The organism is Pseudomonas mandelii, from assembly GCF_900106065.1.
In the GTDB taxonomy this organism is placed as follows: Bacteria; Pseudomonadota; Gammaproteobacteria; order Pseudomonadales; family Pseudomonadaceae; genus Aquipseudomonas; species Aquipseudomonas mandelii.
Map to the genome: position 1 here is coordinate 6,882,620 of NZ_LT629796.1, position 25,938 is coordinate 6,908,557.

Below are 25,938 nucleotides of genomic sequence, written 5' to 3' on the forward strand. Positions count from 1 at the left end.
TTTCTATTTAGTCGATAAATGGCTTACGAAAAAAATTGCTCCGGATCGATGACCGCAGCACGCCCATCGCGAGCAGGCTCGCTCCCACAGAGTTCGGTGTGATCTCTGTGGGAGCGAGCCTGCTCGCGATGGCAGCGACTCGGTTTGGGAGAAGACGGGGTTTTAGAAATCCCGCTTGTAGAAGATGTCCAGCGAACTGGCCACGCCGCCGGCGGCTTCGAGGTAGACCTTTTTGCTCAGCTTGTAGCGCAAGGCAATGGTGTTGGCCGGCTCGAACACGCCCACGCCATAGCGCAGGCTGAGCTTCTCGGAGATATTGCCGCTGGCCACGACGCTGGTGGTATTGCCGCTGCCCTGGGTGTCGAGCTGGAAATCCTGAATCCCCAGGTCGTTGGCCAGTTTGCCGGTCACTCCCGAACTGCCCATCAACCCCAACCCGAGCGCAGCCTGGGCCAGCATGTTGTTGTCTTCACCGTTGGTGCTTAGCGGACGCCCCAGCACCAGATAGGACAACGCCTGCTCCTGACTCATGGCCGGCTCGGAGAAGATCTGCGTGGTCGGCTGCTCGGCGCTGCCGCTGAGGCGAATACCGGCGATCACGTCGTCGGTCCGGCGAATGGCTTCGATGTCCAGGTACGGCTGGTCAATCGGGCCGGCGAACAGCAGCCGCGCACGCCGCACCGTCAGCCGCTGACCGTACGCCCGGTAACGCCCGTCGTTGAGCCAGAGTTCGCCTCGGGTGTCCATGTTGTCGCCAATGTGCACATGCCCTTGCAGGTTGGCGGTCAGGCCAAACCCGGCGAAGCTGAGTTTGTCCTCACCCACCACCACGTCGATGTCCATTTTCATGGCCAGCGGCGGTTTGCCCTCTTCGGTCTGCTGGCCGACGATCACCGTGTCATCGGAAACCTTGACCGTCGACGGCGGCAACTCGCGCACGGTGATTTCACCCTTGGGCACCCGCACTTTGCCGGCGATCGCCAGTTGCTCGTCTTTTATCGAGATCTTCAGGTCCGGCGCCACTTCGAGTTTGGCATAGGGTTCGACGGTGACGGGCAACTGTGAGCCCTTGAGCGTCAGGTCCACCACCAGCGCCTGGCCCCAGGCGATGTGGCCGTTGAGACTGCCCTGCCCGGCCTTGCCGCTTTTCCAGCCGCCGTTCAACTGCACCGTTTCGCCGGCGATCTGCGCTTGAAGCTGCAAGCCCTGCAACTCCATCGGCAATTCAGGCCCGGACACTTCGCCATCGCTGAGCAGCAGATTGCCGTTCACCTGCGGTGCCAGCAGATCGCCGGACAGCGTGCCACTGCCGTTCAAGCGCCCGGTGAGTTTCTCGACCATTGGCACAAATGGCCGCGCCACCGACAGATCCAGGCCACTGAGACGGAACGAGCCGGTGAGCGGTTTGTTTTTCGGCAGCGGATTGATCTGCGCCTGCACCCTCAGTTCGCCGAGCTTGCCGCCGACGAAATTGAGGTCGGTGTCGATGCGTTTGGGCGTGAGTTTGCTGGTGAGCTTCAGGGTCTGGTACGGGAAGTCCAGCCACTGATCCTTTTCCTTGATGCGCAACGTACCGCCGCTGGCATCGACGCTGATCTGGCCGTTTGGGCCGCTGGCCGGCAGGTCCAGTTGCAGGTCGGCATTGAGCCGGCCCTTCCAGGCGAAATCTTTCGGCAACCATTGCGCGAGGCTTTCGATCGGGAATTGCTTGAGGTGATAACGCAGCTTCGGTTCCGGCATCAGGCGCTGGTCTTCGCCACACAGACTGGCGGGGCCGGACATCCAGCAATGGGCGCCGAAGTTGATCTTGCCGTCCGCCAGCCGTTCAAGTTTCGCCGGGCCTTGCAGCTTCCAGTCCTGACCGCCGGCCCGGATATCACCGCTGGCCAGGCGTCCGCGCCAGTTGCCCTTGTCCAGATTACCGTCCAGGCCGAGCGCCAGTTTCAGCTTCGGCCCTTGCAGATCGAGGGTGAGTTTCTGGTTTTTGATATCGCCCTGGCCGCTGGCGGTCAGCGTGCCCAGCGAGGTGTCGCCGGCCTGGATGCCGCTGCCTTTGAGGTCGATTTTCGCCCGCTGCGCGCCATCGAGGGTCGCGTCCAGGTTCAGGCTTTGCAGGCGATTGTCTTCGAAAGCCAGCTGCGTGCCTTGCAGCCCGAACTTGCCTTGCGGTGCCTTGAGCGTGCCGGCGACATCAATGCGCCCGTTGAGCTGTCCGCGCAGTTGCGGCCAGAGTTGGGCCAGACGTGGCAGCTTGATGTCGATCTGCCCGGCGAGCTTCTGTTGCAGACTGCCCTTGCCGGTGATGCTGTTGTCACCGAGGCGGATTTGCAGCGCATTGAGGTTCCATTGCTCACCGCCGCCGTCGGCCTTGGCCTGGATCACCGCCGGTTGGCCGCGCAGTTTGCCTTTGAGGTCGAGGTCGGCGTCCAGGCTGAGTTTTTCATTCTTCATCTCGCCTTTGCTGCGCAACGGTCCGGCCAACGTACCCGGTAACTCCGCGACCCAATACGCCGGGTTGATCGCCGACAGATCGAGCGCGGTGTCCCAGCCGATGCCATCGGCAAACTGCAGGTTCAGATGCCCGATGGCTTTGCCCTGCCCGGCTTCGAGTTGAATCTGTTGCAGATAGATTTTCGTCAGGTCGCCGCTGAACGGGCTTTCGAGGCTGAACGCACCTGCCGGGCCATCGAGGGCTGATTTGAAGTGACCGATGTATTTTCCGTCGGTGTAGGAGACTTCACCGTTGAAGCGGCGCAACGCCACTTCTGGCTCGTCGATCAACGGATAGAGACGGTGCCACGGGAAATCCAGCCAGTCGATCTTCGCGTCGGCGCTCAGGCCTTTGCTCCAGTCGAGGTTGCCGGAGAGCTTGAGTGATTGCTTGTCGTTGGCCGTCAGGTCGAGGGCAGCAATCTGCGCGCCGCTGGCATCGACCTTGCCTTGCAGCACCAGCGCCACCGGGCCTTTTTCAGCGGGCAGCGTGGCTTTGCCGAGCAACTGGTAACCGTTTTTCAGGTCGCCGTCACCGGTGAGCTCGAGTTGATTGAGTTGCAAGGTGTCCGGCAGGTCGGCGCTGGGTTTGAAGCCGTCGGCGGTGATCCGTACTTTGGCCGGAAGGTTGTCGACCAGCGGTTGCAGCTCGCCGGTCAGTTGGCCATTCAAGTAACCGCTGCTGTCGGCTTTCAGGTTCAGGGTTTTCAGCAGGTCGCCGTCCACCTTCAACGCCAGGCTCCAAGGCTCGGGGGCCGGCAGGGTCAACGTACCTTCAGCCTTGAGCGGCCAGTTGCCGCTGGGTTGCAGCAGGCCTGACAGGTTCAGGCTGAGCTCGTCACGCTGCAACTTCACCGAGTCGATCTGCAAGCCTTGCACCGTCCAGTGCGCGGCCAGTTGCAGGCCTTTGAGTTCTTCGCTGCCGTTGAACAGCAGACTGCCGACTTGCACATCACCCAATTCGATCGCCAGGGGCAAATCCAGATCCGGGAGCGTGATTGGCCCGCCGCTGTCTTCTTCGTTGCCCGGCGGGAATTGCAGGCTGACCTGATCGGCCTTCAATTGCTCGATGCACAAGGTCATGCGCATCAGGCACAACGGCGACCAGGCGAATATCGGTTTGCTGAGCTCAACCCGACGGGTGTCCTGCTGCCACACCAGATGATCGGCACTCCACTGCCCGCCCAATCGGCCCTGGAAATTCTCCACGGTCAGGCCCGGCACCCAGCCGAGCGCCCAGCGACTGCCCGCCGCAGTGCCCAGCACCGTGGTCACGGCCAGAACGACCAGCATCAGCAGCGCCGGAATCGCCAGCAGCGTTATTTTCAAACCACGCTTCACAGCTCGGGCCCCATGGAAAAGTGCAGTCGAATGCCGCCGTCGTCGTCCATCGCGTGGGCCAGGTCGAGACGAATCGGCCCCACCGGGGACACCCAGCGCACGCCGATGCCCACGCCGGTCTTGAGGTTCGGCAGTTCGAGTGTATTGAAGGAGTTGCCCTGGTCAACGAAGGTCGCGACCCGCCATTTTTCGGCGACGGAGTACTGATATTCGACGCTGCCGGTGATCATGTAGCGGCCACCGATGCGGTCGCCGTCGGAGTTCTCCGGGGACAGGCTTTGATAGTCATAGCCGCGCACGCTCTGATCGCCACCGGCGAAAAAGCGCAACGACGGCGGTATCGATTTGTAGCCGTTGGTGGCGCTGCCGCCGACCTGAACCCGACCGAGGAAACGGTGTTTATCGAAGACCGTGGTCAAGCCTTTGACCAGCGCCGTGCCGTAGATCAGGTTGTTGTCGGACCCCAAGCCTTCCTTCGCCACTTTGCTCTCGAATTCCAGGCGATAGCCATTGTGCGGGTCGATGCGGTTGTCGCTTTTCAGGTAGGAATAACTGACGCCGGGCATCAGCAGGGTACTGAGTCCGGAGTCATCGCCGAGCCGGTATTCCTCGCGTTGCCACTTGAGCGACACCACGCGCTGCCAGCCACTGGGCAACTTGCTGTGCCATTCGGGGCCAACCGTCAGGAGTTTGCTCAGGGAGTCCTTGTCGGCGATTTCTTCGTTTTGATAACCACCGGCAAAACGCAATTTGTCGGTCAGCGGCGGGTCCAGGGGAATGTCGTAGAACACCCCGACGTTCTGCCGTGGCGCCGATATTTCGGTCTCCCAGCCATAGCTGTGCCCTTGCGGGTTGACCCAGTGCCGGGTCCAGTTGGCCTTGACCCGGGGACCGACGTCGGTGGAATAACCCAGCCCCAGGCCCATGGTCCGTGGTTTGCGGGTTTCGAGCTTGACGTCGACCGGGATCACATCGTTCTTGGACGCCGTCGGCGCCGCGTCCACCCGCACGCTTTCGAAATAGCCGCTCGATTGCATCGCCTGATTGAGTTCGGCAATCAGTTCAGAGTCATAGGGTGCGCCTTCCTTGAACGGCACCATGCGCCGCAACAAGTCTTCGTCGAACGGCGTGTCTCCCTCGAAACTGACCTTGCCCAGGGCATAACGCGGGCCGCTGTCATAGACGAGGTCGATGTCGGCGACACCGGCGCGTGGGTCCACCGACAACGTCTGATGCGTGAAGTGGCCGCTGAAGAAACCATAACGCGAGGCCTGATTCTGGATCAGTTTCTTGGCGTCTTCATAACGGCCATGGTTCAGCACCGCGCCGGTTTTCAGCGCAGCGCTTTTGGGGACACGAAAGGATTTGAGCGAGGCCGCCGGGCCGTCGACGCGAATCGTGACATTGCGCAAATGCACCGGCTCGCCAGGATCGATGTTGAGGATCAGGCGCGGCGTCTCGCCGCCCTTCACGTCGCTGTCGATCTGCGGCTGGTAATACCCCAACGCCTGGGCGGCCTTGCGCGCCTGTTCCTCGGCGCCACGACTGAAGCGCAGCAAGGCTTCTTCGTCACGATCGCCGAGGCTGCCGATATAGCCCTCTATATTGGCTTTCAGTTCATCGTTGGACGGTTTGATCCGCACATCCAATTCACTTTGCGCCAGTGCCGCGCAGCTGGTGAACAGCATCAGCACGCCACTGGTAATTCTTCCTGGAAACTTCATAGGCGCGGATGCTATCACGAGCTTGGGAGCGTGATAGAGCCTGGCATGCAGTGAAAGTTCTACCGAAAGTTTACGTTTATGCCGTTGCTGTTTGTAACACCTGGGGATTGGCGTGGAAAAATACGTGTTCGCGGATCGGTCCTACCGCTACCTCGCCGATTTCCTCGTAGCCCTGACGCTTATAGAACTCCAGATAACGAGGATTCCCGGTGTCCAGAATCACACCCTGGGAGGTTTCATCCACGGCACACCAGTTATGCACCGCTTGCAGCAGTTGCTCGCCGAAGTGTTTGCCCTGGAACTGCGGGTGAATCCCCAGCAACGGCAGGACATGCACCGAGTCGGACGGCACACAAGCGGCAACAGCAGCGTGGTAATCGAGGTAACGACGGGTACAACGAAAACCGGCGCTGAGCACCATGCGCAGGCGCCAGGCCCAGCTTTCGGTGATGCCCAATCGACGTTGCGGTGGAGCGATCAGGGCGATGCCGATCAGGCGGTCGTTGACCAGCAGGCCGATGGCCGGCAGATCCTGAAGAAAGTGTTGTTTGACCAGTTCCCGCACGGTCGCTCGCACACGATGCTCATAGCCGGGACGTTCGGCCTCGAACAAATAGCCGAAGGTCGGTTCGTGCCGGTAAGCGTGGTAAAGCAGGGAGCGCGCTTCGTGGGCGTAGCCGCTGTCGAGCATGTGGATATCGGCAATGGCGGTCGAGGTTTCGGGCATAACGGTAGATCTCCCCGGGGCGCTGCTCAAAATGGCGGCGCTCTTATTGGTACGAGCCTTTGGGTGGCAATACAGTTCCCCCACAGGTATAGACCAAGGCGGGCTCTTCATCGACTGGACGGGCCTCATCGCGGGCAAGCCACGCGCCCACAGGTTCTGTGGCGTACACAAAATTTGTGTCCGCTGGAGAACCTTGCAGGCGTGGCTTGCCCGCGATGAGGCCCTGACTGCCAATACAGATCTGACAAAACACAGTGAATCCCCTCACCCCAACACTGGCCCGATTCCCACAGGTCAGCTAGCATCGCCCTTTTGCCAGGACTGCCGACCATGAAGATCGTCTCCTTCAACATCAACGGGCTGCGCGCTCGCCCGCATCAGCTGGCGGCGCTGATCGACAAGCACCAGCCGGACGTGATCGGGCTGCAGGAAACCAAGGTTCACGACGACCAGTTCCCGTTGGCCGAGGTACAGGCGCTGGGTTATCACGTGTATTTCCACGGGCAGAAAGGCCATTACGGCGTCGCACTGCTCTCGCGTAAAGAACCGATTGCCCTGCATAAAGGCTTCGCCACCGACGACGAAGAGGCCCAACGACGCTTCATCTGGGGCACGTTCGCCGACGCCAATGGCGTGCCGGTGACCATCATGAACGGCTATTTCCCACAGGGCGAAAGCCGCGATCACCCCACCAAGTTCCCGGCCAAGGAGCGTTTCTACGGCGACCTGCAGCAGTTGCTGGAAAGCCAGTTCAGCAATGAACAGCCAGTGGTGGTGATGGGCGACGTGAACATTTCTCCGGAAGACTGCGACATCGGCATCGGCCCGGACAACATGAAACGCTGGCTGAAAACCGGAAAATGCAGCTTTCTGCCGGAAGAACGCGAGTGGATGGCCCGCTTGAAGAACTGGGGCCTGGTCGACAGTTTCCGTCACTTGAACCCGGACGTGGCCGACCGGTTCAGCTGGTTCGACTACCGCAGCCGCGGTTTTGAAGACGAACCCAAGCGCGGGCTGCGGATTGACCTGATCATGGCGTCCCATGGGTTGTTGCCGCGCGTCAAGGATGCGGGAGTGGACTACGAACTGCGTGGGATGGAAAAACCATCGGATCATGCGCCGATCTGGCTTGAGTTGAGCTGACTCCCCCAGGCTTTACACAGATCAAATTGTGGGAGCGAGCCTGCTCGCGATAGCAGACTTACATTCAATACAAGTGTTGACTGTTAAGCCCTCATCGCGAGCAGGCTCGCTCCCACATCCAGTGACTGTCATCTTTTAGAAATCTCACTGACTTATTCTCCCGGCACTTCCTTTGGCCAAACAAGGTGCCGGCATGACGCTGTGCAGATCGTTCCTGTTGACGCTGTGTGCCTGTTTGCCCTTCACCGCCTCAGCGGGCGATCTGCCGACGCCCGAAAACAGCCCCGTCCTGCGCATCCAGGGTTCCAACACCATCGGCGCCGCGTTGGGGCCGGCGCTGGTCGAAGGACTGATGCGCGAACAAGGCTTGCTCAAGGTCCGCAGTGAAGTCCCGGACAAAGCCAACGAACAACGTATCGTCGGCGAAACGGTTCAGGGACGACGGGTGATAGTGGACGTCGCGGCTCATGGTTCCAGCACCGGGTTCAGCGCCCTCAAAACCGCATCCGCCGACCTCGCCGCCTCGTCACGCCCGATCAAGGACAGCGAACGAGTCGAGCTCAAAACCCTGGGCGACTTCAAAAGCCCCGGCGCCGAACAAGTCATCGCCATCGATGGCCTGGCGATCATCCTCCATCCGCAAAATCCGCTGAACCAGCTCAGCACCGACCAATTGGCGCGAATTTTCAGCGGTGAGGCAAAAACCTGGGAAGAGCTCGGTGGCAGCGGCGGGACAATTCACCTGTATGCGCGGGATGACCAATCGGGCACCTACGACACCTTCAAGGAATTGGTCCTCAGCCGCCGCGGGAAAACGCTCAACAGCGCCGCGAAACGCTTCGAATCCAGCGAGCAATTGTCCGACGCCGTCAGTCTGGATCGGCAAGGCATCGGTTTTATCGGTTTGCCCTACGTGCGCCAGGCCAAAGCCGTGGCGATTGCCGATGGCCAATCCCAGGCCATGCTGCCGCTCAACAACCTTATTGCCACGGAAGACTATCCGCTGTCCCGGCGGCTGTTCTTTTACCTGCCGCCCACCGGGAAAAATCCTTGGGCACAAGCGCTGGTGGCGTTCGCGCAAAGCAGCAAAGGGCAGGAAATCGTCGCAGCCAATGGTTTTATCGCGCAGACCGTCCAGGCCATGACGGTTACGCCAAATGCACTGATGCCCGAGGGATATCAGGCGCTAAGTCGCCACGCCCAGCGGCTGTCGGTGAATTTCCGTTTCGAGGAAGGCAGCGCGACGCTGGACAACAAGGCCCGACAAGACTTGTCGCGGGTGCTCGACTATATAAAGCAGCACGATAAAACCAATCGGCAGGTGACGCTGGTGGGATTTGGTGATGCCAAGAGCGATCCGGCGCGTGCCGATCTATTATCGAAACTGCGGGCCATGGCGGTGCGGCGGGAACTGGTGAAAAGCGGCGTGGTGTTTCGCGAGATTCGCGGCTTTGGCGCCGAAATGCCGGTGGCGGCGAATAGCGCGGATGAGGGGCGGATCAAGAATCGGCGGGTTGAGGTTTGGGTGTATTGAGTCAGATGTTGCTGTGTTGAATGGGTCGACGCCTTCGCGGGCAAACCTCGCTACCACAGAGAATAGTGATCCCTGTAGGAGCGGGGCTTGCCCGCGAAGAACGATGACGCTGTTTTACTGCCCGCTACGCATCATCTCTTTCGGCACGTACTTGCCGATCTCGAACTTGCCGATTGCCGCGCGGTGCACTTCGTCCGGGCCATCGGCCAGGCGCAGAGTGCGTTGCATCGCATACATATAGGCCAGCGGGAAATCGTTGGAAACCCCTGCCCCGCCATGCATCTGGATGGCCCGATCGATCACCCGCAGGGCCACGTTCGGCGCGACGACTTTGATCTGCGCGATCTCGCTCTTCGCCACCTTGTTACCGACGGTGTCCATCATGTACGCCGCTTTCAATGTCAGCAGGCGTGCCATGTCGATTTCCATCCGCGAGTCGGCGATCTTGTCGATGTTGCCGCCCAGGCGTGCCAACGGTTTACCGAACGCGGTGCGGCTCACTGCACGTTTGCACATCAACTCCAGCGCACGCTCGGCCATGCCGATCGAGCGCATGCAGTGGTGAATCCGACCCGGGCCAAGGCGACCCTGGGCGATTTCGAAGCCGCGTCCCTCGCCCAGCAGGACGTTTTCATACGGCACGCGAACGTTTTCAAACAGCACTTCGGCGTGGCCGTGAGGCGCGTCGTCGTAGCCGAACACCGGCAACGGACGAACGATCTTCACTCCCGGGGCATCCACCGGCACCAGGATCATCGAGTGCTGGGCGTGGCGTGGCGCGTCAGGATTGCTCAGGCCCATGAAGATCAGAATCTTGCAGCGCGGGTCGCAGGCGCCTGAGGTCCACCACTTTTTACCGTTGATCACCCACTCGTCGCCGTCACGCACAGCGCGGGCAGCCATGTTGGTGGCGTCGGACGAAGCAACGTCCGGTTCGGTCATGGCGAACGCGGAGCGGATCTCGCCGCGCAGCAGCGGTTCGAGCCAGCGTTGTTTCTGTTCTTCGTTGGCGTAACGCACCAGCACTTCCATGTTGCCGGTGTCCGGTGCGGAGCAGTTGAAGGGCTCAGGACCGAGCAGCGAGCGGCCCATGATTTCCGCCAATGGCGCGTATTCGAGGTTGGTCAGGCCGGCACCGAGTTCGGACTCAGGCAGAAACAGATTCCACAACCCTTCGGCCTTGGCCTTGAGTTTGAGCTCCTCCATGATCGCGGTCGGCTGCCAGCGATCGCCTTCGGCGACCTGGCGCTCGAACACGGCTTCGGCGGGATAAACGTAAGTGTCCATGAACGCGGTCACGCGCTCACGCAGTTCCTGAACCTTGGGCGAATAAGCGAAATCCATGAGCAATTACCTTCTTGGGCAGAGGTTGTTTTAGGTCATGCATCGATGCTAGAACAGCGTTGATAATTTACCTAGCCTATTCTCGGCGTGTATTAACATTCATCACCGATATATGATCGGCTGATTGAGAACCAACAATAAGAGTGCAGCGCAATGAATCTGAGCAAGGTCGACCTCAACCTTTTCATCGTCTTCGACGCGATCTACACCGAAGCCAATTTGACCCGAGCCGGGCAGATTGTCGGCATTACTCAGCCAGCCGTCTCGAACGCTCTGGCCCGCCTGCGCGAGACCTTCAACGACCCATTGTTCGTGCGTACGGCGCAAGGCATGGTGCCGACACCGATGGCGCAAAACATCATCGGACCGGTGCGTAACGCGCTCTCCCTGCTGCGGGTGTCGGTGCAGGAAAGCCGGATTTTCAACCCGCTGCAAGCGGTCAAGACGTATCGCATCAGCATGACCGACCTGACCGAAGCGGTGATTCTGCCACCGCTGTTCCAGCGCCTGCGCCGCCTGGCGCCGACGGTGATCATCGAAAGCTTTCTGTCCAAGCGCCGCGAGACCACCAAGGAACTGGCGGCCGGGCGTCTCGATTTCGCCGTGGATGCGCCACTCAACACTGACCCGCAGGTGCGTCACGTCAAGTTGATGGAAGACCGCTACGTCTGCGCCATGCGCAAGGGCCATCCGCTGGCGGGCAAGGAGAAATTCACCCTCGATGATTATCTGTCGCTGACGCACATTCATATCTCCAGCCGCCGCAGCGGTCTGGGTCACGTCGACCTGGCCCTGGGGAAAATGGGCATCCAGCGCAAGATTGCCCTGCGCTCCCAGCATTATCTGATGGCGTCCCAGGTGTTGCAGCAGACCGACATGGTCATGACCGTGCCGGAGCGCTTCGCCCGTCGTCATGACCTGTATTCGGTGAACCTGCCGGTCAACGACGTGCCGCCGGTGGAAACGCACCTCTACTGGCACGAAAGCACTGACCAGGACCCGGCCAACCGCTGGATGCGCGAACAGATGATCGAGTTGTGCCAGCAAGTGACGGCGCATGAGAAGAAGCTCGATAAGGTGTAAGGCTCCGGACCGCGTCATCGTTCTTCGCGGGCAAGCCTCGCTCCCACAGGGATCTCTGCACACACAGATGTTGTGTTCCTTGCAGATCCAATGTGGGAGCGAGCCTGCTCGCGAAGAGGCCAGCAAGGACACCAGCAATTCACGCCCCTTGACGTAAACGTCAACCTGCCATTAGCTTAGCGCCATGACCTTCTTCGAGCGCTTCCATGAGCAGCCAGACCTATAGCATTTCAGACCTCGCCCGCGAGCTCGACATCACCACGCGGGCCATTCGCTTTTATGAAGAGCAAGGCCTGCTCAGCCCTGAGCGCCGTGGCCAGGAACGTGTGTATACGCCCCGTGACAAGGTCAGTCTGAAGCTGATCCTGCGGGGCAAGCGCATTGGCTTTTCCTTGGCTGAATGCCGCGAGCTGATCGAACTTTACGACCCCACCGGCGGCAACCAGAAACAGCTGCAAACCATGCTGAGCAAGATCGCCGAGCGCCGCGAACAGCTGGAGCAGCAGATGCTCGACATCGAGCAGATGAAACTGGAACTGGACACCGCGCAGGAGCGCTGCACCCAGGCGCTGGAGCAGACGATCAAGAGCCAGCAACCCGCTCAATAAACATTCCGGATACTTGTAGGAGCGAAGCTTGCTCGCGAAAGCGCCACATCAGTCGACACCAACGTTGAATGACATAACCGCGTTCGCGAGCAAGCTTCGCTCCTACGGGATTCGCTGAACATTCAGACAATTACAGCAGGTCGATTCCCATGTCCCTACCCTCTTATGTACGTTTGGTCGAAGTCGGTCCCCGTGATGGCCTGCAGAACGAAGCCCAACCCATCAGCGTTGCGGACAAGGTGCAACTGGTCGACGCGCTGACCGCTGCGGGCCTTGGCTATATCGAAGTCGGCAGTTTCGTTTCACCCAAGTGGGTGCCGCAAATGGCCGGCTCCGCCGACGTCTTTGCGCAAATCCAGCGCAAACCGGGTGTGACCTATGGCGCACTCGCCCCCAACCTGCGCGGGTTTGAGGATGCAATCGCGGCCGGGGTCAAGGAAGTCGCGGTGTTCGCCGCGGCCTCCGAAGCGTTTTCGCAACGCAACATCAATTGCTCGATCAGCGAAAGCCTGGCGCGCTTCGTGCCGATCATGGATGCGGCCAGGCAACACGGCGTCAGTGTGCGTGGCTACGTGTCCTGCGTGCTGGGCTGTCCTTACGAAGGTAACGTCGCTCCCGAACAAGTCGCCCACGTCGCCCGCGAGCTTTACGCGATGGGCTGCTATGAAGTCTCCCTGGGTGACACCATCGGCACCGGCACCGCCGGCGCGACCCGCAAGATGTTCGAGGTGGTTTCGGCCCAAGTGCCGCGTGAAAAACTGGCCGGGCACTTCCACGACACTTATGGCCAGGCCATGGCCAACATCTATGCCAGCCTGCTGGAGGGTATCGCGGTGTTCGACAGCTCCATCGCCGGTCTCGGCGGCTGCCCTTACGCCAAGGGCGCCAGCGGTAACGTCGCCACCGAAGACGTGGTTTACCTGCTCAACGGCCTCGGTATTGAGACCGGCATTGATCTGGACGCTCTGATTTTGGCCGGCCAGCAGATTTGCTCCGTGCTGGGGCGACCGACCGGTTCGCGCGTGGCCAAGGCTCGCAGCGCACAGTGAGGCGTGCGGGTGTTACCGCTGTGCCTGAAACGTGGGGCACAAGCGAGTAACACGGAAACAAATTGTCTGGTTTCATCCGAAGGAAAAATCTCACAAAAAGTTAAATAGTTGATTTGTAAGGATTTTTTAAAGTTGGCACGGCTTCTGCTATCTCTACTGCATAACAAGAACAAAAAAAGCGGCAAACCCAATAAAAATAAGACGTAACGACTCTGACATAACAAAAACAACACGGCAGAGACGCAGCTAACAGATTTTTTTGGAGAGGATGTGCTTTTCAGGGTGCTTTTCGGAGTAACCCGCAACCGGGCAGAGAACAATAAAACTACCTTCAGGTAGCTCCCGAACTGGTTGGATCGCTCAGCGAAAAAGTAGATCAGCGCTCAAAAAAATACGTTTGCTCTTGATCCCGGATGGGGATCGACAAAAACAGCGGTAAAGGGTCACGGTCACTAAAAACAACAACAGACCGCCCCTCAATAATAAAAAAAGAGCACGTGCGACGAAAATTAAAGGGGAGCCTCGGCTCCCCTTTGTGCTTTCTGCAATCCAGGTTTTCACCACCGTCCCTTGTGAGAGCCAGCCTGCTGGCTCCCACAAGGGCGAATTTGTCAGACCTGCTTTTCGCGCAATTCTTCGATACTGATCTCGCGCATCCGGAATTTCTGGATCTTACCGGTCACGGTCATCGGAAACTCTTCCACGAACTTGAAGTAACGCGGCGTCTTGAAGTGCGCGATGCGTTCCTTGCACCACGCTTGCAGCTCTTGTTCTGTCGCACTGTGGCCCGGGTGGAATTTGATCCAGGCGACAATCTCTTCGCCATAGCGCGAACACGGAATTCCGATCACTTGCACGTCCGCCACCGCCGGATGGGTGAAAAAGAACTCTTCCAGCTCACGGGGGTAAACATTCTCACCGCCGCGGATGATCATGTCCTTGTTGCGCCCGGCGATGCACACGTAACCCTCATCATTCATGCTCGCCAGGTCGCCGGAGTGCATCCAGCCCGCCTGATCGATGGCTTCAGCGGTGCCTTGCGGGTTGTTCCAGTAACCGAGCATCACGCTGTAACCGCGGGTGCAGAGTTCGCCGATGGTGCCACGCGGCACCAGGTTGCCGGCCTCGTCGATGATCTTGCTTTCCAGCTGCGGCTGAGTCCGGCCGACGGTGGTGACGCGCAGTTCCAACTCGTCCGATGGACCGGTCTGCAACGACACGGGGCTGGTTTCCGTCATGCCGTAGGCAATCTGCACTTCGCTCATGTGCATTTCATTGATGACCCGGCGCATGACCTCGATCGGACAGGTCGCCCCGGCCATGATCCCGGTGCGCAGGCTCGACAGATCGAAGTCGGCACGTTGCGGGTGATCGAGCATGGCGATGAACATGGTCGGCACGCCGTAGAGTGCAGTGGCTTTTTCTTCGGCCACCGTGGTCAGGGTCAGCAGCGGGTCGAACGCATCGTTGGGGTAGATCATGGTGCTGCCGTGGGTGATGCAGCCGAGATTGCCCATGACCATGCCGAAGCAGTGATACAACGGCACCGGGATCACCAGGCGGTCATGGGCCGTCAGCCCGAGGCTTTCGCCGACCATGTACCCGTTGTTGAGAATGTTGTAGTGACTGAGGGTCGCGCCTTTCGGGAAACCGGTGGTGCCGGAGGTGTACTGGATGTTCACCGCCTGATCGAAATGCAGGCTGTCCTGGCGCTCACGCAATTGTTCGGCGGACACGCTGGCGGCGAGATCGCCCAGTTGCGACCACGGCAGGAAGCCCGACGGGGGTTGTGCATCCAGACTGATGACGCCGCGCAAGTCTGGCAGACGTTCGCTGTGCAGCTTTCCGATGGATTGCTCCGCCAGCTCAGGCACCAGGCCCTGCAGCATCCCGTGGTAGTCGGAGGTCTTGAACGCACCGGCGCAGACCAGCCATTGGCAGCCGGATTGCTTCAACACGTATTCAAGTTCGGAGCTGCGGTAGGCCGGGTTGATGTTGACCAGGATCACACCGATTTTCGCGCTGGCAAATTGGCTGATGCACCACTGCGCGCAATTCGGTGCCCAGATACCGAGGCGGTCACCGGTCTGCAAGCCGAGCGCCAACAGAGCTCTGGCGTGCAGGTCGACAGCCTGGGCCAGTTGCTGCCAGGTGTAGCGCAACTGTTGATGGCGCACGACCAGCGCCTCCCCGGCCGGGTATTGCGCGACGGTGTTGTCGAATGCTTGACCGATGGTCATCGCCAGTAAGGCTTTTTCCTGGGAACCACGGGTATAGCTGCGCTGCGGGCTTGCACTGGGTTGATCCATGACGACCCCTATTGTCTTTATTTGCGGGTGGGCGACCCAACCTGCAGGAGCGAAGTGTGCTCGCGAAGAAGCCAGTACATTCAACACTGATGTCGACTGATCTGACGCTTTCGCGAGCACGCTTCGCTCCTACAGGATTTGCCGCTGTTCGATCTTGAACTGGCCCTACTGTCGCTCAAGTTGACGTTAACGTAAAGGGTGATTGACAGCCATTCGTCACAGGCTTACGTTAACGTAAAGGTGAGAGCCAATTGACGGCCTCACCAACCGACAAAAAAGCCAAAAGGTGACCCATGAGCTACCCATCCCTGAACTTTGCCCTCGGTGAAACCATCGACATGCTGCGCGATCAGGTTCAGTCCTTCGTCGCCAAAGAGATCGCCCCGCGCGCCGCTCAGATCGACATCGACAACCTGTTCCCGGCTGACCTGTGGCGCAAATTCGGCGACATGGGCCTGCTGGGCATTACCGTCGCGGAAGAATATGGCGGTGCTGGCCTGGGCTACCTGGCCCACGTGGTCGCGATGGAAGAAATCAGTCGCGGCTCGGCGTCAGTCGCCTTGTCCTACGGCGCGCACTCCAACCTCTGCGTCAACCAGATCAACCGCAACGGCAATCACGAACAGAAAACCAAGTACCTGCCGAAGCTGATCAGCGGCGAACACATTGGCGCCTTGGCCATGAGCGAACCGAATGCCGGTTCCGACGTGGTGTCGATGAAGCTGCGTGCCGACAAGCGTGGCGATCACTACGTGCTCAACGGCAGCAAGACCTGGATCACCAACGGCCCCGACGCCAACACCTACGTGATCTACGCCAAGACCGACCTGGAAAAAGGCCCCCACGGCATTACCGCGTTCATCGTCGAACGTGATTCGAAAGGCTTCAGCCGCAGCAATAAATTCGACAAGCTCGGCATGCGCGGTTCCAACACCTGCGAGCTGTTCTTCGATGACGTCGAAGTGCCGGAAGAAAACATCCTCGGCGTGCTCAACGGCGGCGTGAAAGTGCTGATGAGCGGCCTCGACTACGAACGCGTCGTGCTGTCCGGCGGCCCGACCGGGATCATGCAGGCCTGCATGGACCTGATCGTTCCCTACATCCACGACCGCAAGCAGTTCGGCCAAAGCATCGGTGAGTTCCAGCTGATCCAGGGCAAAGTCGCCGACATGTACACCCAACTCAATGCCAGCCGCGCTTATCTGTATGCCGTGGCCCAAGCCTGCGAGCGTGGCGAAACCACCCGCAAGGACGCCGCCGGCGTGATCCTCTACAGCGCCGAACGCGCCACGCAAATGGCCCTCGACGCGATCCAGATTCTTGGCGGCAACGGCTACATCAACGAATTCCCGGCCGGTCGTCTGCTGCGTGACGCCAAGCTGTACGAAATCGGCGCTGGCACCAGTGAGATCCGTCGCATGCTGATCGGTCGCGAACTGTTCAACGAAACGAAATAAATTTCGTCAGCGGCAGGCGGCAAGTTTCAAGCTGCAAGAGGACCGTGCTCTTGCTTCAACTTGTAGCTTGTCGCTTGCAACTCGAAGCTGCTACGGAGTAGCCCCATGATTCTGCATACCCAGCTCAACCCCCGTTCGGCGGAGTTCGCGGCCAACAGCGCGGCGATGCTCAAACAGGTCGACGCCCTGCACACCCTGCTCGCCCAAGTGCAGCAAGGTGGCGGTCCGAAGGCGCAAGAACGTCACACCTCGCGGGGCAAATTGCTGCCGCGTGAACGGATCAATCGCCTGCTCGATCCGGGCTCACCGTTTTTAGAGATCAGCCAACTGGCGGCCTACGCGGTCTACGGCGAAGACGTTCCGGCGGCGGGCGTGATTGCCGGGATCGGCCGTGTCGAAGGCGTCGAGTGCATGATCGTCGCCAACGACGCCACAGTGAAAGGTGGCTCGTATTACCCGCTGACGGTGAAAAAACACCTGCGTGCCCAGACCATCGCCCAGCAGAATCGCCTGCCGTGCATCTATCTGGTGGATTCGGGCGGCGCCAACCTGCCCCGTCAGGATGAAGTGTTTCCAGACCGCGAGCACTTCGGACGGATCTTCTTCAACCAGGCCAACATGAGCGCCATGGGCATCCCGCAAATTGCCGTGGTCATGGGCTCCTGCACGGCGGGTGGTGCTTATGTGCCAGCGATGGCTGACGAAGCGATCATGGTGCGCCAGCAGGCCACCATTTTCCTCGCCGGTCCGCCGTTGGTGAAAGCCGCGACCGGCGAAGTGGTCAGCGCTGAAGACCTCGGCGGGGCTGATGTGCATTGCAAGATTTCCGGTGTCGCCGACCACTACGCCGAGAGCGATGAACACGCGCTGGCCATTGCGCGGCGCAGCGTCGCCAACCTCAACTGGCGCAAGCTCGGCGAACTGCAGCAGCGCACACCCATCGCCCCGCTCTACGCCAGCGATGAGCTGTACGGCGTGGTGTCGGCCGACGCCAAGCAACCGTTCGATGTGCGCGAGGTGATCTCGCGGCTGGTCGACGGTTCGGTGTTCGACGAATTCAAGGCGCTGTTCGGGACCACGCTGGTGTGCGGCTTCGCGCATCTGCACGGTTACCCTATCGCGATCCTCGCTAACAACGGCATCCTGTTCGCCGAAGCCGCGCAAAAAGGCGCGCACTTTATCGAACTGGCTTGCCAGCGCGGCATTCCTTTACTGTTCCTGCAAAACATCACCGGCTTCATGGTCGGCCAGAAATACGAGGCCGGCGGCATCGCCAAGCACGGCGCAAAACTGGTGACCGCCGTGGCGTGTGCCAAGGTGCCGAAATTCACCGTGATCATCGGCGGCAGTTTTGGCGCCGGTAACTACGGCATGTGCGGACGCGCCTACGATCCGCGCTTCCTGTGGATGTGGCCGAACGCGCGCATCGGCGTGATGGGGGCCGAGCAAGCGGCTGGCGTATTGGTGCAGGTCAAGCGCGAGCAGGCCGAGCGCAGTGGCCAGGGTTTCAGCGCCGAGCAGGAAGCCGAGATCAAGCAACCAATCCTCGATCAATACGAAGAACAGGGCCACCCTTATTACTCCAGCGCACGGCTGTGGGACGACGGCGTCATCGACCCGGCGCAGACCCGCGACGTGCTGGCCCTGGCCTTGTCCGCGTCGCTGAACGCGCCAATCGAACCGAGCCGCTTCGGCGTGTTCCGGATGTGATCCGACCCTGTAGGGGCGAGGTTTTCCCGCGAAGGCATTGGCACATCCAGCATCGATGTGACTGACAAACCACCTTCGCGGGCAAGCCTCGCTCCCACAGAATAGAGTTGTGGAGACGGACAAACATGAGCGACTTCAACACCCTCGAACTGCTGACCGATCCGCGAGGTTTCGCGACCCTGTGGCTCAGCCGTGAAGAAAAGAACAACGCGTTCAACGCCGAGATGATCCGCGAACTGATCCTCGCACTGGACAAAGTATCAACCGATGCCAGCCTGCGGTTTCTGCTGGTGCGCGGCCGCGGCAAGCATTTCAGCGCCGGTGCCGACCTGGCCTGGATGCAGCAATCGGCCGAGCTCGATTACCACACCAACCTCGACGACGCCCGGGAACTGGCGGAATTGATGTACAACCTCGCCAAGCTGAAAATCCCGACCCTGGCCGTGGTGCAAGGCGCGGCCTACGGCGGCGCGCTGGGCCTGATCAGTTGCTGCGACATGGCGATTGGCACCGATGACGCGCAGTTCTGTCTGTCAGAAGTGCGCATCGGCCTGGCGCCGGCGGTGATCAGCCCGTTCGTGGTGCAAGCCATCGGCGAGCGCGCAGCACGCCGTTATGCCCTGACGGCTGAACGTTTCGGCGGGCAACGGGCGCGGGAAATCGGCCTGTTGTCGGAGAGCTATCCGGTCGCTGAGCTGGAGCAGAACGTGGAGAAGTGGATCGACAACCTGCTGCTCAACAGCCCGGCCGCCATGCGCGTCAGCAAGGACTTGCTGCGTGAAGTCGGCAACGGCGCGCTGACCCCGGCGCTGCGCCGTTACACCGAGAATGCCATCGCCCGCATCCGCGTCAGCCCCGAAGGCCAGGAAGGTCTGCGGGCTTTTCTGCAAAAACGTCCGCCGAGCTGGCAAGCACCGACCACCCCCAAGGAGCCGCGTTGATGAGCGCACCTGTGATTACCTCTCTGCTGGTGGCCAACCGTGGCGAAATCGCCTGCCGGGTGATGCGCACCGCCAAGGCGTTGGGCCTGACCACCGTGGCCGTGCACAGCGCCACTGACCGCGACGCCCGGCACAGCCGCGAAGCGGATATCCGCGTCGACCTCGGCGGCAGCAAAGCCGCTGACAGCTATCTGCAAATCGATAAATTGATCGCTGCGGCCAAGGCCAGCGGCGCTCAGGCGATTCACCCCGGTTATGGCTTTTTGTCCGAGAACGCCGGTTTCGCCCGCGCCATTGAAGACGCTGGCCTGATCTTCCTCGGCCCGCCCGCCTCGGCCATTGACGCGATGGGCAGCAAGTCGGCCGCCAAAGCCTTGATGGAAACCGCCGGTGTGCCCCTGGTGCCCGGCTACCACGGCGAAGCCCAGGACTTCGATACCTTCCGCGATGCCTGCGAACGCATCGGTTATCCGGTGTTGCTCAAGGCGACAGCGGGTGGCGGCGGCAAAGGCATGAAAGTGGTTGAGGACGTCAGCCAGCTGGCCGAAGCCCTGGCCTCGGCGCAGCGTGAAGCGAAATCCTCGTTTGGCGATTCGCGGATGCTGGTGGAGAAATACCTGCTCAAGCCGCGTCATGTGGAAATCCAGGTGTTCGCCGATCAGCACGGTAACTGCCTGTACCTCAATGAACGTGACTGCTCGATTCAGCGTCGCCATCAGAAAGTCGTCGAAGAAGCGCCCGCTCCCGGCTTGAGTCCGGAACTGCGTCGCGCCATGGGCGAAGCTGCCGTGCGTTCGGCACAGGCCATCGGCTATGTCGGCGCCGGCACCGTGGAGTTTTTGCTGGATTCGCGCGGCGAGTTTTTCTTCATGGAGATGAACACGCGTCTGCAGGTTGAGCACCCGGTCACCGAAGCGATCACCGGCCTCGATCTGGTGGCGTGGCAGATTCGTGTGGCGCGCGGTGAAGCGTTGCCGATGACTCAAGAGCAGGTTCCGTTGATCGGCCATGCGATTGAAGTGCGGCTGTACGCCGAAGACCCGAGCCATGATTTCCTGCCGGCCACCGGGCGCCTGGCGTTGTATCGCGAATCGGCCGAAGGTCCGGGACGTCGGGTCGACAGCGGTGTGGAAGAAGGCGACGAGATCTCGCCGTTCTACGACCCGATGCTCGGCAAGCTGATTGCCTGGGGCGAGGACCGTGAGCAGGCGCGGCTGCGATTGTTGAGCATGCTCGATGAGTTTGCGATCGGCGGGCTGAAGACCAACATCAACTTCCTGCGCCGGATCATCGCTCACCCGGCATTCGCTGCGGCAGAACTTGATACCGGGTTTATTCCGCGTTATCAGGAGCAATTGTTGCCAGAGCCAGCGGACCTCAGTGACGAGTTCTGGCAAGCCGCTGCTCAGGCGTTTGCCCAGAGCCAGCCAGGTTCTCCGCGCGCTGATGACCTGAGCTCGCCTTGGGCTGTGGGCAATGGTTTTCGTGCTGGACTGCCGAGGGAAATCACCCTCCACCTCAGTTGTGAAGGACAAGACCGGGCGCTGACGCTGGGTAACGTTGATGCCCACACCGCACAGCTCAAGGGCGAACAGCTGCTGACCGAGCACAACGGAGTGCGCCGCCAGCACCGGGTCATTCGCCGTGGCGAGGTTGTGTATCTGCAGTGGGAAGGGGAATTGCGCCGCATCGAGGCTTACGACCCGATCAGCGCCGTCGAAGCCAGTCACAGTCATCAGGGTGGGCTCACCGCGCCCATGAACGGCAGCATCGTGCGCGTGCTGGTCGAGGCTGGGCAAACGGTTGAGGCCGGTGCGCAACTGGTGGTGCTGGAAGCGATGAAGATGGAGCACAGCATTCGCGCGCCCCATGCCGGGGTGATCAAGGCGCTGTACTGCCAGGAAGGCGAGATGGTCAGCGAAGGCAGTGCGTTGGTCGAACTGGAAGAAGCGTGAAATGAAGATCGGTCCTACGCATTGTGAGGACCGATCTGATTAGAATTTGGCCGTTGCCTGAACCACCACCCCGAGGATTCGACACTCTTCGGTGAAAAGGGCTTTCGGATATGTCGGATTGAGCGGGACCAGGTAACGCTGCCCGCCCTCTTCGATCAGCTTGCGAAAGATCGCTTCAACACTGCCCGCCCATTGCGCGATCACCAGCTTTCCGGGTTCCGGCACAATGGCCGGGTCCACCAGGATCATCATGCCTTCGGCAATGCTGATTCCGCTGGGCGCGGTCATCGCGTCGCCGACCACCTCGAGCCAGAAGGCCGCGCCCTGAGCGTGGTAATCGGTCAGTTCGAAACGCGGCTTGCCGTAGACCGATAGCTCACCGTCACGCAGCTGCGCAGGCTCGCGCCAGTCACTGACCGGGTAACGGAAGTACGGGTTGTACTTTTGCGTCAGGGGCATCTCGTCGTCCGATACGACCAAAGGCTCCCGAATGACCATCGCCACTTCCAGAAAATCCATCCCGAGCGCCCGCAAGACACGATTCATGTCTTCGATGCTCGGCTGACGGCGCTTATTCAGCCAGTGACCCACACCGCCCTGGGACATCCCGAGGCGATCGGCGAGTACTTCCTGAGTGACTTTCAACTCACTCATCTTGGCTTTGACCAACTCAATCCATTTATCCATGGGCGGCACGATACGTGGCGGACTCCGGGCAACAAAACACAAATTGTAGTATTTAAATTCTCGTCACAAATACAGTTAGTACTAGGATTGGTTCACGGATCTGAATCTATCACGGAGCTTGCCATCGCCATGACGTTACCCCGCAATGACCTGTCGGATATGCAAATGGACACTACCCTCACCTCGCCCAAAGGCAACGCCGCCGCGCAAAAAGCCTTGGACTATTACTTGAAACCAACTGTGTCAGAAGCGGTGGTCGAGGAGCGATTTTTTGATGTGAACCCTGCGGTCAGCGGTGAAGAAGCGCTGGTGCATGCGTCGGATCTGTTGCGCTGTGCCGCAGCGACCGCCTACGAGTCGGCCAGCAACTTGCACGGCGCAAGTCGGGACCTGGCCTTTTCGACGGTGCATATGATCGATATGGCCAAGGCGATGATTGATCGTTCTTTACAGGGTCAGCGCGTTTGAGCCGGACGCACTTTTGAGGAAAGACGGGAAAGAATTTTCCAATCGAGCAGATAAAATCATTTGACTTGCAAACGAGAATGATTATTATTGCATGCAGCTGATCGCGAGATCAGTCGATGGACCAAGAGACCTTAGGTCGGTCTCCTGGACTATCTCCTCATCAGGCTAATCACGGTTTTTGACCCGGCTTTTTGCCGGGTCTTTTTTTGCCAGTTATTCTGGCTTTGGCTTCAGGCTAATGAAGTCTTCAGGTGTTGCGAATTCGATTGGCGCGGATGATATCAAAAGAATATCCATTGGCAAGAGAAGCCCGGCATCATTGGCCCAAACTAATGAAAAATAGCGCTTGAGAATCAATCACACAGTCTCTAAGCTGCGTCTGCGTCAAGGAAGACGCCCCCCTTTTACCCCGCAATTTCCCCCGGTTTTTCCCTTCCCAGCGTGTAAAGTAGCAGCCATAAAAATCATATTCAGGAATCGACTATGACCGTGGCTAAATCCTCATTCGACATCAGCGCAAATTTCGACAGCGGCAACATTGAAGTGCTGGACATCAGCAATCCACTTCAAGCCCTGCTGGCCATCAAACCGGACACCCGCAGCCAGCATTTCCAGTGGTTTCATTTCAAGGCCAGCGGTCTGCATGTCGGTCAGGAGCACTGGTTTCGTCTGAACAATGCCAGCAAATCCTCGTACAACAAGGCTTGGGACGGTTATCAGGCGGTGGCGTCCTACGACCACGTCAACTGGTTCCGCGTACCGACCATCTTCGAAGGCGATTGCCTGCGCTTCAGCCTCGAAGCGACGGCCACCCACGCCTGGTTTGCCTACTTCGAACCCTACAGCCGTGGCCGTCACGACTGGTTGATCGAACAGGCGCTGACCAAGGCTGGCACCGAACTGCTCGCCACCGGCAAAAGCGTGGAAGGTCGTGACATCCAGTTACTGCGTAAAGGCAGCGGCGCCGAAGGTCAGCGCAAAATCTGGATGATTGCCCAGCAACACCCCGGCGAACACATGGCCGAATGGTTCATGGAAGGCGTGATCGAACGCCTGGAAAAGCACGACGACCCGGTACTGAACAAACTGCTGACCAGCGCCGACCTGTACCTGGTGCCGAACATGAACCCGGACGGCGCCTTCCACGGTCACTTGCGCACCAACGCCATGGGCCAGGACCTCAATCGCGCCTGGCAGAGCGCCAGCCAGGACATCAGCCCGGAAGTGCTGTTCGTTCAGCAGCAGATGGAAAAGTACGGCGTCGACTTGTTCCTCGACATCCATGGCGATGAAGAAATCCCCTACGTATTCACCGCCGGTTGCGAAGGCAACCCGGGCTACACGCCGCGGATCGAAAAACTCGAAGAGCATTTCCGCAGCCATCTGAAACACCTGACCAAGGACTTCCAGACCAAGCACGGCTATACCCGCGACGAACCGGGCAAAGCCAACATGACGCTGGCCTGTAACAGTGTCGGTCAGAAATTCGACTGCCTGTCGCTGACCCTGGAGATGCCCTTCAAGGACAACAACGATGCGCCGAACGCCTTGACCGGCTGGTCGGGCAAGCGCTCCAAGCAGTTGGGCAAGGACGTGCTGACGACCGTTGCCGATATGATCGATACCCTGCGCTGATCGCCCTCAATGGCTGCATGCCCGGCATGCAGCCATGATGCCTTCAGCCGCGATCCTTCCCGCGCAACATGCTGTCCAGCACATCATCACGCCGCACCCAACCGTGAAACAACGCTGCCGCCAGATGCAGCAACACGGTCAGAAACAGCAAGTACGCCAGATACCCGTGAGCCTTGCGCAAAAACGCAAACATCTGCGCATTGGCGGGCAGGATCGACGGCAACTGGAACGAATTGCTGAGCATCACCGGATCCCCGGCCGCTGAAATCATCGCCCAGCCCAGCAGCGGCAAAATGAACATCAGTGCGTACAACAAGACATGCGAAGCCTTCGCCGCCAGTGCCTGCCATCCGGGCAAATCCGCCGGCAACGGTGGTTGACGAGTGGAAAAACGAACGACCAGGCGCACGATCACCAGCAGCAGAATCGCAATCCCCAACGGTTTGTGCAGATGGATCAGCCACTCATGCCGCTCGGACACCGAGGCCACCATGCCTGCGCCGATAAACAGCATTGCAATGACCATCAGCGCCATCAGCCAATGCAGCAGCCGCGCCAACGGCGCGAAATGATTCGGTTGAGCACTCATTGATGAGCCTCCTGTTTAGCGTTGGCGGCAGGCAACTGTTTGACTTCACTGGTGCGGCGCAGATAGGAACTGGCGTACCCCGCCGAGCGAGCGGCGAGCAATGGGTCGTCGGAGCCTTCGATACCGGCCGGCAATACGAGCGGGTCATAGTTGATGTCGCGGCATTCGCCATCGAGTTGCGGCTGGGTGCGTTCCAGCACCAAGGTGCCGGCATTCACCACTTTGCGACCGTCAGGCCAGGCCTTGCTGGCGTCGTTGACCGGATCACCGGGGTTAGCCAGGGTGATGTTCAACTGCCAACGCAGCGGCCCGGCGGATAAACGCTGAACCAGGTCTTTTTCAAGAAAGTCAGCCCCTTCAGGCGCCGTGGCACCCGCAGCATCCTGCGCTATCGGCGTCATGCTCCAGCGCACCGCTTGGCGCTGGCCGGCCGCGTTCACCAGGTAAAACGCGTTAACGCTGTTGTACGTCTCCGTCGCATAGCTGGCCGACGGCTTGGCCGTCTTGATCCAGGCCAGGAATGGCGCGGCTTCCGGGTGAGCGCCAAAGAACGCCGGAACCGCCGCAGGATTGGGCTTGCCGGTGGCCGGATCCGGCGATTGCGCTTGCTGCAATTGATAGAACGCTTCAGGCGTACCCACCGGGAACACCGGCATGCTGTTCATCCCGGTGCGCCATTGCTGGCCGTTGGCCTGGGTAAAACGTAGCGCCATGCTGCGGATCGGGACGCTGCTGTCAGGTGCATAGGGATTGCCGGCGGGCAACGCGAAACGCCCGACCACAGGGGTCTGCGCCTCGTTGAAGACCTGGGCGCTGGAATAGCTGCGCGCCTCGCCACTGCTTTCGAAATGCCCGATCACGCACACCCCTTTTGAGTGGTTACGGCGAAATCCGGGGTGCACACCGTTGTTGGTTTCCAGCACATTGATCAGCTTTTTCGGCGTCAGGCGGTGTGGGTCGAGCGTGCCGTTGACGTAGGCAAAAGCACCGGCCAGCGCCGCGACTACCACGGCAATGCCGCCCAGGCGTAACGTCAGGCTTGCAGCACTCAGCGGTGGCCGGGTGGGCGGTGATGAACGATCTACCATGAATGACTCCAGGGCCATCGGCCACAAGTGAGAAGAACCAAGCAGACGTACGCCAC

Annotated in this window: 19 protein-coding genes; 11 read left to right on the forward strand and 8 right to left on the reverse strand. The window is 60.0% G+C overall.

Translation table 11 applies throughout. The features are described 5' to 3' along the window. Window positions 1-162: 162 nt before the first annotated feature. The 3 genes from BLU63_RS31945 to BLU63_RS31955 form a co-directional block, all read right to left on the reverse strand. Window positions 163-3,831: a translocation/assembly module TamB domain-containing protein gene (locus tag BLU63_RS31945; RefSeq protein ID WP_083377178.1), complete on the reverse strand. Its 3,669-nt coding sequence runs from the start codon at window positions 3,829-3,831 to the stop codon at window positions 163-165. Then, entirely contained in the window at window positions 3,828-5,555 is a 1,728-nt protein-coding gene (locus BLU63_RS31950) for an autotransporter assembly complex protein TamA (RefSeq protein ID WP_077749765.1), read from the reverse strand. Before BLU63_RS31950 ends, BLU63_RS31945 begins: the two co-directional genes overlap by 4 nt. 76 nt (window positions 5,556-5,631) lie before the next feature. Further along, entirely contained in the window at window positions 5,632-6,282 is a 651-nt protein-coding gene (locus BLU63_RS31955) for a GNAT family N-acetyltransferase (protein WP_010458800.1), read from the reverse strand. A gap of 330 nt (window positions 6,283-6,612) precedes the next feature. On the opposite strand from BLU63_RS31955, the gene xthA reads away from it, so the two are divergent. Continuing rightward, entirely contained in the window at window positions 6,613-7,425 is an 813-nt protein-coding gene (xthA, locus tag BLU63_RS31965) for an exodeoxyribonuclease III (protein WP_010458795.1), read from the forward strand. Window positions 7,426-7,618: 193 nt separating this feature from the next. Beyond that, window positions 7,619-8,959: a substrate-binding domain-containing protein gene (locus BLU63_RS31970; protein WP_083377180.1), complete on the forward strand. Its 1,341-nt coding sequence runs from the start codon at window positions 7,619-7,621 to the stop codon at window positions 8,957-8,959. Window positions 8,960-9,073: 114 nt separating this feature from the next. Here the strand turns inward: BLU63_RS31970 and BLU63_RS31975 are convergent, their stop codons facing one another. Beyond that, on the reverse strand, window positions 9,074-10,303 hold the full coding sequence (locus BLU63_RS31975; RefSeq protein ID WP_010458791.1) for an acyl-CoA dehydrogenase: 1,230 nt from the start codon (window positions 10,301-10,303) through the stop codon (window positions 9,074-9,076). Between the two features lie 153 nt (window positions 10,304-10,456). Here BLU63_RS31975 and BLU63_RS31980 point away from each other — a divergent pair, with 153 nt between their 5' ends. The 3 genes from BLU63_RS31980 (at window position 10,457) to BLU63_RS31990 (ending at window position 13,043) form a co-directional block, all read left to right on the forward strand. Continuing rightward, the gene (locus tag BLU63_RS31980; RefSeq protein WP_008148497.1) at window positions 10,457-11,386 is read left to right on the forward strand and encodes a LysR family transcriptional regulator; all 930 of its coding nucleotides are present in this window, start codon (window positions 10,457-10,459) and stop codon (window positions 11,384-11,386) included. A 206-nt stretch (window positions 11,387-11,592) separates the two neighbouring features. Continuing rightward, window positions 11,593-11,994, forward strand: coding sequence for a MerR family transcriptional regulator (locus BLU63_RS31985; protein ID WP_010458788.1), 402 nt, complete (start codon window positions 11,593-11,595; stop codon window positions 11,992-11,994). Between the two features lie 149 nt (window positions 11,995-12,143). Continuing rightward, complete coding sequence (locus tag BLU63_RS31990; protein WP_077749761.1) at window positions 12,144-13,043, forward strand: hydroxymethylglutaryl-CoA lyase; 900 nt, start codon at window positions 12,144-12,146, stop codon at window positions 13,041-13,043. Between the two features lie 611 nt (window positions 13,044-13,654). Here BLU63_RS31990 and BLU63_RS31995 read toward each other — a convergent pair. After that, on the reverse strand, window positions 13,655-15,352 hold the full coding sequence (locus BLU63_RS31995; protein ID WP_083377181.1) for an AMP-binding protein: 1,698 nt from the start codon (window positions 15,350-15,352) through the stop codon (window positions 13,655-13,657). A gap of 293 nt (window positions 15,353-15,645) precedes the next feature. Between BLU63_RS31995 and BLU63_RS32000 the strand changes: the two genes are divergently transcribed. The 4 genes from BLU63_RS32000 to BLU63_RS32015 all read left to right on the forward strand — a co-directional run bounded on the left by BLU63_RS32000 (window position 15,646) and on the right by BLU63_RS32015 (window position 21,415). Next, window positions 15,646-16,809, forward strand: a complete 1,164-nt coding sequence (locus BLU63_RS32000) for an isovaleryl-CoA dehydrogenase (protein WP_077749759.1) — start codon at window positions 15,646-15,648, stop codon at window positions 16,807-16,809. Window positions 16,810-16,914: 105 nt separating this feature from the next. After that, window positions 16,915-18,519: a carboxyl transferase domain-containing protein gene (locus BLU63_RS32005; protein WP_010458780.1), complete on the forward strand. Its 1,605-nt coding sequence runs from the start codon at window positions 16,915-16,917 to the stop codon at window positions 18,517-18,519. 125 nt (window positions 18,520-18,644) lie between these two features. After that, complete coding sequence (locus BLU63_RS32010) at window positions 18,645-19,460, forward strand: gamma-carboxygeranoyl-CoA hydratase (protein ID WP_010458779.1); 816 nt, start codon at window positions 18,645-18,647, stop codon at window positions 19,458-19,460. Next, window positions 19,460-21,415, forward strand: coding sequence for an acetyl/propionyl/methylcrotonyl-CoA carboxylase subunit alpha (locus BLU63_RS32015; protein WP_010458777.1), 1,956 nt, complete (start codon window positions 19,460-19,462; stop codon window positions 21,413-21,415). Before BLU63_RS32010 ends, BLU63_RS32015 begins: the two co-directional genes overlap by 1 nt. A 39-nt stretch (window positions 21,416-21,454) precedes the next feature. On the opposite strand, the gene BLU63_RS32020 is transcribed toward BLU63_RS32015, so the two are convergent. Next, complete coding sequence (locus BLU63_RS32020; RefSeq protein WP_010458775.1) at window positions 21,455-22,102, reverse strand: LexA family protein; 648 nt, start codon at window positions 22,100-22,102, stop codon at window positions 21,455-21,457. A 129-nt stretch (window positions 22,103-22,231) separates the two neighbouring features. On the opposite strand from BLU63_RS32020, the gene BLU63_RS32025 reads away from it, so the two are divergent. Continuing rightward, window positions 22,232-22,570 carry a DUF6124 family protein gene (locus BLU63_RS32025; RefSeq protein ID WP_010458773.1) on the forward strand — a complete coding sequence of 113 codons (339 nt, stop codon included), beginning with the start codon at window positions 22,232-22,234 and terminating at the stop codon, window positions 22,568-22,570. 483 nt (window positions 22,571-23,053) lie between these two features. Further along, a complete protein-coding gene (locus tag BLU63_RS32030) occupies window positions 23,054-24,205 on the forward strand; it encodes a M14 family metallopeptidase (protein ID WP_083377182.1) in 1,152 nt (383 codons plus the stop codon). A 43-nt stretch (window positions 24,206-24,248) separates the two neighbouring features. Here the strand turns inward: BLU63_RS32030 and BLU63_RS32035 are convergent, their stop codons facing one another. Both BLU63_RS32035 and BLU63_RS32040 read right to left on the reverse strand, forming a co-directional pair. After that, window positions 24,249-24,794: a cytochrome b gene (locus BLU63_RS32035; RefSeq protein WP_010458769.1), complete on the reverse strand. Its 546-nt coding sequence runs from the start codon at window positions 24,792-24,794 to the stop codon at window positions 24,249-24,251. Then, window positions 24,791-25,882: a catalase family peroxidase gene (locus BLU63_RS32040; RefSeq protein ID WP_083377183.1), complete on the reverse strand. Its 1,092-nt coding sequence runs from the start codon at window positions 25,880-25,882 to the stop codon at window positions 24,791-24,793. The genes BLU63_RS32035 and BLU63_RS32040 overlap by 4 nt, the downstream gene beginning before the upstream one ends. Between the last annotated feature and the right edge of the window lie 56 nt (window positions 25,883-25,938).